Origin of the sequence: Streptomyces scabiei 87.22 (assembly GCF_000091305.1) — a bacterium.
GTDB lineage: Bacteria > Actinomycetota > Actinomycetes > Streptomycetales > Streptomycetaceae > Streptomyces > Streptomyces scabiei.
Window position 1 is genome coordinate 9,097,060 of the sequence record NC_013929.1, and the last position, 10,726, is coordinate 9,107,785.

Below are 10,726 nucleotides of genomic sequence, written 5' to 3' on the forward strand. Positions count from 1 at the left end.
GGGAGCCAGAGGCCGGGAGCCAGGAGCCAGAGGCCAGGAGCCAGAGGGGCCGGAAGGGCCGGAGGGGCCGGAGGGGCCGGAGGCCGGTTGGCCCGGTCCGGGTCAGTAGAAGGTCGCGTCGCGCGGGCGGCGGTGGCGGGGAGGGCGGCGGCCGGTGTCCAGGCGGACCCGTCCGGGAAGCGGTTCGGCGAGACCGGCGCGGTACAGGCCGTAGACGATCCGTCGGCGCGCGGCCGACTCCAGTTCGTCCCGCAGAGGACCTTCGCGCAGCACCGCCTCGGGGCCGAGCAGCCCCTCGACGACGGCCAGCGCACCGGCGATGTCCCCGTGGTCCAGCCGTTCACGCACTCCGGACAGGCAGTCCGGACGGCGGTGTGCCGCGTCGATGGCCCGTAGACAGGGGAGGGGAGCGCCGGTCAGATGGACCAGCAGCTCCTCGCGCCGCAGTTCGGCCGGGTCATGGTCGAGGGCCGTCAGCGTCCCGTCCACCAGGCCGATCCGGTGCCGCTCCCCCCCGGCACTCCACGAGGCGCGGCCGGCCCGCACGGTCCAGGGCCTCGTGGGGCCCGGACCACGCGTGATCCGGTACGAGTGCCGAGGCGACGAGTGGATGCAGCCGCTCGGCGTCGAGCGCACCGGCCCGGATCAGCTCCAGATCGGGCAGCACCCAGGTCGCCGCGTCGGGGAGCACCGGCAGGGAGGTGAAAGCCCCGTCGTCGCCGGGTGCGGCCGTGATCCGCAGCGAGGCTGCGTCGGCGTCGCCGCGACCGGGGCGTGTGTCCGTGCCCCGGCTCCCGTCCGCGGCCGGTTCCCCGCCCGTGCCCAGGTCCAGGAGCAGCCGGCGCCTGACCCCGCACCGTACGAGGACGGTCCCTGTGGACCGCCCCTCGGCGCGGAGCACGATCGCCGCCTCGTCCGCCCACCGCTCGACGGCACAGCCGAGTTCCGCGGCCGGTGTGCCCCACGGGTCCGGCCCGGGCGGAGGCAGCCCCGGCGGCCGGTCCGCTCCGCAACGCCCGCGCAGCTCCGCCGACTTGCGCGCGTCCCAGAGGTGGCGATGCAGATCCAGCCGGTACCGACGGCCGGGACGCGGGCGCGGGTGCGGAGGAGCGGGGGCACCGGGGGCGGAGCGGGAGCCGTCCCACAGTGCGAGGCCGATCCGTTGCCCGGCGTCCGCCCAGGCGGGCGGAGTCCGGACCACGAGGTGTACGGAACCCGGGCCGTCGCGCCCGTCCGTGCGGTACCGGGCCAGTGTGAGGGTCAGGCCCGGCCGCAGCAGCCCGTCGGGGGCGATCCTCGGCATGTGCCAGCGCAGCAGGTCCGGAGCCAGATGGCGGAGATCGGCCCGGATCCGGGCCAGGAGCTCGCGGCCGTACGTGCGTGCCACGGAACGCAGGTCGAGGTCGACGTCGACGCCCGCGGCGGCGCACGCACCGGCCCAGTCGCCGACGGAGCGGCGGGCGGTCGCGGTCTCGACCATGGAGGGTGGCACGGCGAACTCGCGCACGCGCAACCAGAGGGAAAGGCGGGGATCCCCGTTCACGGCGTCAGTGAGCATCAGCGCTCACCTTGCTCGGACGGGACCCCCATTCTGCAGAAGGAGTGTGTAGTCATCGCGGCGACCGTAGCGCCGACCCGCGCGGTCGCGCACCTGTATTTCCGATCCGGTGCGGGTGCGCGTGCGGATCGGGCCCGAGTGGTGACGCTCAGGTCACCGGCGTACGGTCGAACAATGGAACGCGGCGGCGGGCGGACCCGTCCGCCGGACCCGGACCTTGCGACCTGCCATGAGCGAACCTCGGCCGACCTCCCCAGGACCCACCACCACCCAGGAAACGGGCGGTGGTGGCAGCACGATGGCGCTGTTCGTCATCGCCTCGTGCCAGCTGATGGTGGTGCTGGACATCACCATCGTGAACATCGCCCTGCCGGACATCCAGCGTTCGCTGGACTTCTCCACCACCAGCCTCGCCTGGGTGGTCAACGCCTACACGCTGACCTTCGGCGGGCTGTTGCTGCTGGGCGGCCGGGCCGGGGACATCCTCGGCCGACGGCGCGTCTTCGTCTTCGGCGTGCTCCTCTTCGTCCTGGCCTCGCTCCTCGGCGGTCTTGCCCAGAACGAGACCCAACTCCTCGCCGCCCGCGCCCTCCAGGGCGTCGGCGGTGCCATCGCCTCGCCGACCTCCCTCGCCCTGATCAGTACGACGTTCCGTGAAGGCCCCGAGCGCAACCGGGCGTTCGGGGTGTTCGCGGCGGTCTCGGCGGGCGGCGGCGCGATCGGACTGCTCGCCGGCGGCATCCTCGTGGAGTGGCTGAACTGGCGGTGGGTGCTGTTCGTCAACGTGCCGATCGGACTGCTGATCGTGCTGGCGACACCGCGCTGGATCAGGGAGTCCGAGCGCACACCCGGGCACTTCGACGTCACCGGCGCCCTCACCTCCACCCTGGGCATGGTGTGCCTGGTGTACGGCTTCATCAGGGCCGCGCAGGAGGGCTGGCGGGACGCGCTCACGCTGGCCTCGTTCGCCGCGGCCGTCGTGCTGCTGGTGGCGTTCGTGCTGGTGGAGAAGCGCTCCCGGCAGCCGATCACTCCCCTGCACATGTTCGCCGACCGCAACCGCGCCGGGACCTACGGCATCATGCTGTGCCTGGCGGCCGCGATCTTCGGCATGTTCTTCTTCCTGACGCTGTTCACCCAGAACGTCCTGGACTTCAGCCCCCTGGCCACCGGGCTCGCGTTCCTGCCGGTCAGCGCCGTCATCGCGGTCGGTGCCGGGCTGGCCTCACGGTTCCTGCCCGTGTACGGACCCAAACCGTTCATGGTGGGGGGCGCGATCCTCGCGGCCGCCGGGCTGGGCTGGCTGACCCTGACCGACGTCCACTCCACCTACGCCGGCAGCGTCCTCGGCCCGATGCTCGTCTTCAGCCTGGGCATGGGCATGGAGTTCGTCTCGCTGACCCTGATGGCCCTCTCCGACGTACCCACCCCGGAGACCGGTGCCGCCTCCGGACTCCTCAACGCCACCCAGCAGGTGGGCGGTTCGCTCGGCCTCTCCATCCTCGTCACGATGTACGGCACGGCGAGCACCAACGAGGCGGCCGAGCAGGTCCCGGCCTTCCTCTCCCAGGCGACCCCGGCCGAGCGCCTGCGGTTCGAACAGACCAGGCAGCTCCCGCCGCCCTGGTCCGACGAGGTGCTCACCGCGGGCGTCTCGGCCGCCTTCGTCATGGCGGCGATCTTCACCGTCGTCGCCGCCCTCATCGCCGTCCTGGCCATCCAGGTGCGGCCCTCCGACCTGGAGCGGCTGAAGGGCGGCGGGGTCGGGCCGGGCCCGGGCTGACCACCCGGGGCCGGCGGCGTACGGAGGGTCATGTCGTCGTGCAGGAGGCCCCGTTGAGGGAGAACGCGGTCGGCGCCGGGTTGGTGGCGCCACGGCTCGCCGTGAACCCGAGGGTGACCGAGCCCGCGGCCGGGATCTTCGCGGTGTACGAGGCGGCGGTGACGGTGACGGCCGCGCCGGACTGGGCCGCCGTACCGCCCCAGAGGCTGGAGACGCGCTGGCTGCCGGGGAACGTCCAGCGCAGGGTCCAGCCGTCGACGGCCGCAGTGCCGGTGTTGCGGATGACGATCTCGCCCTGGAACCCGCCGGACCACTCGCCGGTCACCCGGTAGCCGACGGCGCAGGCCGCCGTGGAACCGCCGGAGGCGGTCGTGACGTTCACCGATCCCGAGCGTGCCGAACGGTTGCCTGCCGCGTCCCGCGCGTACACGGCGAAGGTGTACGACGTGGCGGGGGTCAGCCCGGTGAGGGCTGCTGAGGTGCCCGTCGTGGTGGTCACGGCGGTCTCGGCGGTGCCGCTGACACGGACCACGTCGTAGCCGGTGACGCCTGACGCGTCGGTGGCGGCGGCCCAGGTCAGGGTGGCGGACGAGGAGGTCACCGCGGAGGCGGTCGGGGTGCCGGGGGCCGTCGGGGGAGTGGTGTCGCCGCCGGAGGAGGCGTAGACCGCGGCCTCCTTGGACGTGGCGGCGATACCGTTCGCGCCGTTGAAGAGGCGCTGCCCCCAGCTGGTCAGCCGGTCCGGGTCGAAGCCGGTCACCAGGTCCAGGTACTCGACGCCGCCGCCGTTGCCGCTCCAGGACCAGCCGAGGTAACCGAGGCCGAGGCGCTGCGCGGCGGCGAGGATGGCGTCCTCGTCGGGGTTGCCGTCCGAGTGCTCGTGCCCGAACTCGCCGATCACGATGGGCAGTTTGGCCCGCACGAACCGGTTGAGATAGTCGTTCACCTCCGCCGCCGTGTCGAAGACGCCGTACATGTGGATGGAGAAGACCGTGTTGCCGTCCGGGTCGGCGGCGAAGACGGAGGCCGCGTTGTCGCGCATCGTGAACGCCCAGTCCTGGCCCCAGTTGGGGGCGTCGACCATGATCGTGTGGTCGAACCCGGCGGCGCGCAGCTTCTGGATCGCCGCCTTGGTGTCCGCCGTCCAGCCCGCGTAGTTGTTGTTGCCGTACGGCTCGTTGCCGATGTTGACGACGACGTAGTCCTCCTGGCCCGTCAACGCGCTCTGTACGCCGATCCAGTAGTCGGCGGCCCGGGAGAGCGTCACCGCCCCGCTCTGCTCGCCGTACCCCGTGGTGTCGTGCACCTCCAGCACACAGATGAGCCGGTTCCGTTTGCACTGTGCCACGACGTTCGCCACGTCGGCGGTGTCGTTACGGGTCCACCGGTCACCGCTGGAGAGGACCACGCGCACGGTGTTGGCACCCTTGGCCTTGATGTGGGCGAGCGAGCCGATCTGGTCCGCGTACCAGGTGTGGGCGTGGTTCACGCCGCGCATCACGAAGTCGTTGCCGGAGCGCTCCAGCAGGCGCCCGTTCTCGATCCGGAAACCGGGCTGCGCCGCGTGCGCCGCGTGCGCCGGTGTGCCGAGGGCGAACAAGGGGAGCAGCAGGCCGAGGAGGGCGGCGACGAGGGTGCCGGTTCGGGGTGCTCGGCGCTTGCGGGGCGTCCGAGGTGCGTGGGCGGGGGCTGTCGTGTGCGTGGGGGCTCTCATGGCGGCTCCAGCGAAGGGGAGTGAGGGAGAGACAAGGGGGAGCGGGTGAGGGGCGTGGGGCAGGGAACCCTTGTCGGCGGGTCCGTTGCCGGCCGGTGGTGCACCGGTGGCCGACCGGTCACCGGCCGATGTCCCGGCCGGTGACAAGTCGTCGATGACAAGTCGTCGATGACAAGGCATCGATGACAAGGCATCGATGCCTTGTCATCGATGACGAGGTGTCGATGACGAGGTGTCGATTACGAGGAGAAGGCCGTCGCCCGTGCCGTGCAGCCGACCGTCGCGGACGGCGTCCCGGCCGTCGTCGGGGCCGTGGCGACGAATCCGAACGAGGCACTGGCGCCTGCCGCGAGCGTGCCGTTCCACGAGGCGTTGGTGACCGTGACGGTGCCGTCGGCGGCCGTGGCCGAGGTCCCGTTCCAGACCTGGGTGAGACGGGCCCCGCCGGCCGGTACGACCGTCACGGTCCAGCCCGCCACGGCGGACGACGACGTGTTCGTCACGGTGACTTCGCCCTGGTAGCCGCCCTGCCAGACGTTGGTGGCCCGGAAGACGGCACCGCAGGTGGCCTGACCGCCGCCCGGATCGCCCGGATCACCCGGCACTCCCGCGTCCAGCACCGCCCTCAGCGCCGGAAACCAGCGGGCGGCGATCTTGTCGTCCCCGGCGGCGTTCGGATGCACCCCGTCGTAGGTGTCGGTCGCCGTGCCGAACCCCGTCCACTGGTCGACCACGGTCACCGGTGAGTCCTCGGTGCTCGTCGCCCGGGCCCAGGCGGGGATCCGCGCGTTGAAGTCCACCACCCGCTGTGCGCAGCCCGTGCAGCTGCCGGGGTTCATGGGGATGAGCTGCGCGACGAGAACCCGCATGTGCGGGTTGGACGCGCGCATCTGACCGACGAGCTTGGTGTACGCGGCGAGAATGCGGTCCGGGGCGATGCTGCTCCACACGTCGTTCGTACCGAAGTGCATGACAACGATGTCGGGTCGCGTGGCCGACAGCCGGGCAGGCAGCAGGTTCTGGTCGGCGACATTGGTCACGAGTTCCCCGCCGTGGCCCTCGTTGTCGCCGTCGTGCTCCTGCCCGCAGCCCTGGGTGGGGAGCGTGCCGACGAAGTCGAGGTCCGTGTAGCCGGCGTTCCGCAGGCGGTTCCACAGCACCGCCCGCCAGCAGCCGGGCGAGCCGGTGATCGAGTCGCCGAGCGGCATGACGCGTACGGGGGCCGCGGCGGCGCCGCTTGCCGTCGACGCGGCCGCCGCCGCGGTGGGTGCGGGGGGTGCGAGGGTCAGTGCGAGTGAGACGAGCAGGGTTGCCACCAGGCCGAGAAGCGGCAGAGGCGGTAAGGGGGACGGGTGAGTGTCACGCATGGGGTGGGTCCCTTCCCTGAGTGAGATGGGAGCGCTCCCGGGTGAACCTGCCATCGTTGTCATTTACACGTCAAGATGGCTGCGCGTACATCTTCGACGGGAGGGCGGCCGCCCGTGTCGGCCCCCACAGGGGGTGCCCTGCCCCGTCCGCCCCGCTCTCCTCGTCGCCGCGCCGCTCCCTTCTCGCGGATTTACGGGTGATTCATGAATGAGAACGGCAATCACGTGCATGGATATTGACGTGTCTGGGACGGCAGCTCTAGCTTCCGTGAGGGAAAGCGCTTTCCCCCTCGGTGTCCGGGAGACGAACCATGCGACCACAGCGATTCACCGCGTGCGTAGGCCTGTTGAGCGTCCTGGCCGGCGGCCTCCTCGCCCTGTCCGCCCCCGCGGCGCACGCGGCCGGCGCCCTCCATGTCGCGACCAACGGTGACGACGCCAACCCCGGCACCCTGGCCGCCCCGTTACGGACCATCCAGCGGGCCGTCGACCTCGCGCAGGCGGGCGACTCGATCCTGATCCGGGGCGGGACCTACGCGCCGACCGCGAACATCCAGCTGCTGAAGAGCGGAACGGCGAGCCGGCCCATCCGGCTCGGCAACTACAACGGCGAGCGTGTCGTCATCGACGGCGAGGGAATGCCGTACACGCCCGGCGCGGTCGGCTCCAGCATCCCGCGGGCACAGCGGGGTGCGATCCACATCGAGGGAGACCACTGGCGGCTGAGCGGGCTGGAGATCGTCAACGGGCCGTACGGGATCTTCGGCTCGGACACCAGCGGCAATGTCCTCGAGCGGCTGGTCACCCGGAACAACTACGAGTCCGGGGTGCACCTCCAGGGCGCGTCCGGCGCCAACCAGATCATCGATCTGGACAGTTACGGCAACCGGGATCCGCGCAAGAACGGCGAGAGCGCCGACGGCCTGGCGATCAAGGAGGGCTCCGGGACGGGCAACGTCGTCCGCGGGGCGCGGTTGTGGAACAACGCGGACGACGGGCTGGACCTCTGGGAGTTCCTGTCACCGGTGACGATCGAGGGGAGCCTCGCCCACGGGAACGGCTACAACCGCTGGAACCTGCCCGACTACACCGGTGACGGCAACGGCTACAAGCTCGGCGGCGGCGACGAGGACCGGCCCGCCGCGCACGTGGTGCGCAACAGCATGGCATGGGACAACTCGGCCGGCGGTTTCATCGACAACGCCAACCCCGGCGCGCTGGTGGCCGAGCGCTGCACGGCCTGGCGCAACAAGGGCGCGGGATTCGACTTCGCCGACGCCGACGGCACGCTGACGAAGAACCTCGCGGTGGCCAACGGTACGAACGTCTCGCTGGGCTCGAACTCCGGCGGCAGCGGCAACTCCTGGAACCTCGGAGGCGCCTGGACCTTCACGAGCACGGACGCGACCACGATCACGGGGGCGAGGGCGGCGAACGGCGCGATCCCGACGTCGGTGTTCCTCCGGCCGGCGAACGGGGCGGATGTGGGGGCTCGGTTCTGATCACGGTGCCGGGAGGGTGTCCGGTCGCTACGATGCGCGTGCCGGTCGGTTTTCACGCGAGGGGGAGTGGCGATGAGGATCAAGGACCCGGAGTACCCGGCAGCGGTCGAGGCCGCCGTGGAGATCCTGCGGGCACGGGCACGGCAGGAACGGACCATCACCTACGGGGAGCTGAGCGGCGAGTTGAAGGCACGCGGCTTCGACTCCATCCCGCCCCACCGCGGAGTCATGACGTATCTCCTCAAGGACGTGTGCTCCTACCACAATGAGGACGGACGAGCACCGATGCTCTCGGCGATCGTGGTGAACAAGGCCAGCCGGGAGCCGTCCGGTCAGTTCACCGTCCTCGCCCGAAGCCTGCCCTTCTCCCGCCCGGCCGAATGGAGTTGGCAGGAGGAACAGCGAGAGGTGTTCGCCCGGCACCGCGAGCCGTGACACCGCCCTTCGACGCCGTCGCTGCCGCCGCGCACGAATCCCGGACGACAGTCCAAATGGACTGAACCGGTCCTGCACGGCAGAGAGCCCCGGTCGAGCGACCGGGGCTCGTGTGTGCGCCGCGTGGCCGGTCCTTGTGGCTGTTTCATCCCACTCTTACGGTGACACCCTGCCCCATCATGATCAACGTACCGACGATCACGCCGACTACGATCAGGACGGCGATCAATCGTGCCGTACGTCGCTCCTCCGCGATGGCGAATCTGACCGTCCGCCACCACTCCTTGTCGAGTCTCAAGCTCCTCACCTCTCTGTCTGGGTTGGTGAGTTGAGCTTCGTCCACCGCCCACCGTGATGATTCACGGCGATACGCTGTGACGCAGAAAGAGTCGCAGTGAATCGTGGTGAACCGAGCCCTCGGCTCCACGACGGGGGAGGTCGCCGTGCCAGGATCAGCCAGCAGAGCGGTGGAAATCCCTGACTCCGTCCCCGACGGACCGCTCCGCACATGGCTGGAGTGGCTGGCGGAGCTGCGACGGAGGGCCAACACGCCCTCCCTCAGCTCGGTGGCAGTGAAGGCGAAGCTCAAGGGGCAACCTCTGAGTACAGCCACCGTCCGGAGATTGCTGCGCGGCGAGACCCTGAGCGAGAGGCCCGCAGCGGCCCTCGCCTACACACTCGCGGAGATGGACCAGCGGCCTCTGACTGATCGCCCTTCGAACGACTGGGATGCTTTCGACGCTCTCTTGACTGCCCGCTTGGCCGCAGCGATAGCCGGGGACGGCGTCGCTGGTGCGTCGGGCCCAGCTGCTGGCGGCCAGAGTGAATCGGACGCACAGCATGTGTCCGATCGTCAGATGGATGGGATGCCTGCCGATGACGAAGGCTGGACCGAGTGGACAGGTCGCCTACGTGCCGCCGCCGGCTCACCCACACTTGTGCGCATTGCCGAAATGGTGGCGAAAGCCTGGTCCGAGCAGCCCAGCCGCGAAGCCGTGAGACAGAGCCTTCATGGTGGAGGAGGTGTTGTTCAAGCCGGAGCGGTTGCCAGAGTGTTGGCTCTCTGGTCCGTCTATTCGGCAGGACTCGAACCGTCCTCCGATCTGGTGTGGAAGTTCGAAAGGGCTGCGCAACGACTCTTTGTCCAATGGAATCAGACCAATTGGGATGTGAAGAGAGCGGCACCGAAGCCCTCCGAGATGTGGGAGGACTACCTCGAACGCCTCAGGGAGGAGGCAGGTAGCCCGGCAACCCAGGAGATCGCTGAGCACGTGGAGGCAATGTCGGAAGGGATCTTCCTTCCGGAGCGGGTCGAGGCCCTCCTCGCGGCAGAGGGGGATCCCCGGAGGATTGCAGGGGATGCACAGCTTGTTGTCGCTGCTCTCGCAGATCTGCAGGCGCGGCGTGGAGGGTACCGGCTGAATGACAGGGAGCAGGCGATCCTGCGATTGCGCACTTTGGCGCTACTGGACCAAAGAAGACCCTGATGCTGATGCAGTGGGGTATTTGAGGGCGGTGCTGTCGGGCCTGTGCACGCCCTGGGGCACCGCAGCGTCGTGTCGAGCGCAACCCCCAGGGCCAGGAACTCGGGCCGCTTCGTTACGCGTCGACCGAGCATTCCGGCGGGCAACGGGATGCCCGTGTCGGCCCGGCGGGGGCGTCGTCCGCGGTCATACGCGTGGTCGGCCGTCGAGGCCGTCCGGCGTACCCCCGCTCGCCGCCCCTACCGGCCCACCCCCTACCCCTCCACCCCCGCAGCCCCCGCCCGCAGTCCGTCCATGACGAGGTCGAGGAGGCGGGTGGCGCGGGGCTGCCAGTCGGGATGGGTGGCGTCCTGGGCGGCCAGCTGCCACAGGCCGGCGATCGCGAGGAAGAAGTCGTCCGCGGTGACTCCGGGGTGGACGGTGCCGGCCCTCTCACCCGCGCGGAGCAGGAGTTCGGCGGCTTCCGTCACCGGGGTGTGCGGCGGCCGGTCGGGGCCGTCGGGGCGGCAGGTGGCCTGGCGGATCGCGTCCGCCAGGCCCGCCTTGGTCATGGCGAACCGGGCGAGGCGGTCCATCCACTCGCGCAGTGCCCGGTCCGGCTCGCGCGTGGCGAGCAGCTCGACCGCGGAGTCGGCGACCTGCCGCATCTCGTGCCGGTAGACCTCCAGGACCAGGGCCTCCCTGGTGGGGAAATGGCGGTAGAACGTGCCCTGCCCGACGCATGCCTTCCTGGCGATCCCGCTCAACGGTGCGTCCGCGCAGCGCGTCAGTTCGGTCAGTGCGACCGTGAGGATGCGCTCGCGGTTGCGCTGGGCGTCCGAGCGCAGCGGGGCGTCCTTCTTCGGCTCCACGGGTCCTCCTCGCGGGTCCCTGGCCGAAACCC

At 70.6% G+C, this 10,726-nt stretch carries 8 protein-coding genes and 1 pseudogene; 4 read left to right on the forward strand and 5 right to left on the reverse strand.

From position 1 onward, the window contains the following. Window positions 1-102: 102 nt before the first annotated feature. A pseudogene (locus SCAB_RS39220) lies at window positions 103-1,558 on the reverse strand (hypothetical protein). Window positions 1,559-1,856: 298 nt separating this feature from the next. Between SCAB_RS39220 and SCAB_RS39225 the strand changes: the two are divergent. Further along, a complete protein-coding gene (locus SCAB_RS39225) occupies window positions 1,857-3,341 on the forward strand; it encodes an MFS transporter (protein ID WP_013005597.1) in 1,485 nt (494 codons plus the stop codon). 28 nt (window positions 3,342-3,369) lie between these two features. On the opposite strand, the gene SCAB_RS39230 is transcribed toward SCAB_RS39225, so the two are convergent. Further along, the gene (locus tag SCAB_RS39230) at window positions 3,370-5,055 is read right to left on the reverse strand and encodes a cellulase family glycosylhydrolase (RefSeq protein ID WP_037726561.1); all 1,686 of its coding nucleotides are present in this window, start codon (window positions 5,053-5,055) and stop codon (window positions 3,370-3,372) included. Between the two features lie 239 nt (window positions 5,056-5,294). After that, complete coding sequence (locus tag SCAB_RS39235; protein WP_041670132.1) at window positions 5,295-6,422, reverse strand: GDSL-type esterase/lipase family protein; 1,128 nt, start codon at window positions 6,420-6,422, stop codon at window positions 5,295-5,297. 311 nt (window positions 6,423-6,733) lie between these two features. Between SCAB_RS39235 and SCAB_RS39240 the strand changes: the two genes are divergently transcribed. Further along, window positions 6,734-7,924: a right-handed parallel beta-helix repeat-containing protein gene (locus tag SCAB_RS39240; RefSeq protein WP_037726559.1), complete on the forward strand. Its 1,191-nt coding sequence runs from the start codon at window positions 6,734-6,736 to the stop codon at window positions 7,922-7,924. A gap of 72 nt (window positions 7,925-7,996) precedes the next feature. After that, complete coding sequence (locus tag SCAB_RS39245) at window positions 7,997-8,359, forward strand: hypothetical protein (RefSeq protein ID WP_037726558.1); 363 nt, start codon at window positions 7,997-7,999, stop codon at window positions 8,357-8,359. 145 nt (window positions 8,360-8,504) lie between these two features. Here SCAB_RS39245 and SCAB_RS47595 read toward each other — a convergent pair whose 3' ends face one another. Next, window positions 8,505-8,657: a hypothetical protein gene (locus tag SCAB_RS47595; protein WP_162471718.1), complete on the reverse strand. Its 153-nt coding sequence runs from the start codon at window positions 8,655-8,657 to the stop codon at window positions 8,505-8,507. A gap of 103 nt (window positions 8,658-8,760) precedes the next feature. Here SCAB_RS47595 and SCAB_RS47600 point away from each other — a divergent pair, with 103 nt between their 5' ends. Continuing rightward, entirely contained in the window at window positions 8,761-9,846 is a 1,086-nt protein-coding gene (locus SCAB_RS47600; RefSeq protein WP_013005603.1) for a hypothetical protein, read from the forward strand. 251 nt (window positions 9,847-10,097) lie between these two features. Here SCAB_RS47600 and SCAB_RS39260 read toward each other — a convergent pair whose 3' ends face one another. After that, window positions 10,098-10,694: a TetR/AcrR family transcriptional regulator gene (locus tag SCAB_RS39260; RefSeq protein ID WP_013005604.1), complete on the reverse strand. Its 597-nt coding sequence runs from the start codon at window positions 10,692-10,694 to the stop codon at window positions 10,098-10,100. Between the last annotated feature and the right edge of the window lie 32 nt (window positions 10,695-10,726).

Excerpts from the sequence above, each read along its gene's own strand:
- SCAB_RS39225 (WP_013005597.1), top strand. The coding sequence starts at position 1,857 with ATGGCGCTGTTCGTCATCGCCTCGTGCCAGCTGATGGTGGTGCTGGAC.
- SCAB_RS39230 (WP_037726561.1), bottom strand. The coding sequence starts at position 5,055 with ATGAGAGCCCCCACGCACACGACAGCCCCCGCCCACGCACCTCGGACG.
- SCAB_RS39235 (WP_041670132.1), bottom strand. The coding sequence starts at position 6,422 with ATGCGTGACACTCACCCGTCCCCCTTACCGCCTCTGCCGCTTCTCGGC.
- SCAB_RS39240 (WP_037726559.1), top strand. The coding sequence starts at position 6,734 with ATGCGACCACAGCGATTCACCGCGTGCGTAGGCCTGTTGAGCGTCCTG.
- SCAB_RS39245 (WP_037726558.1), top strand. The coding sequence starts at position 7,997 with ATGAGGATCAAGGACCCGGAGTACCCGGCAGCGGTCGAGGCCGCCGTG.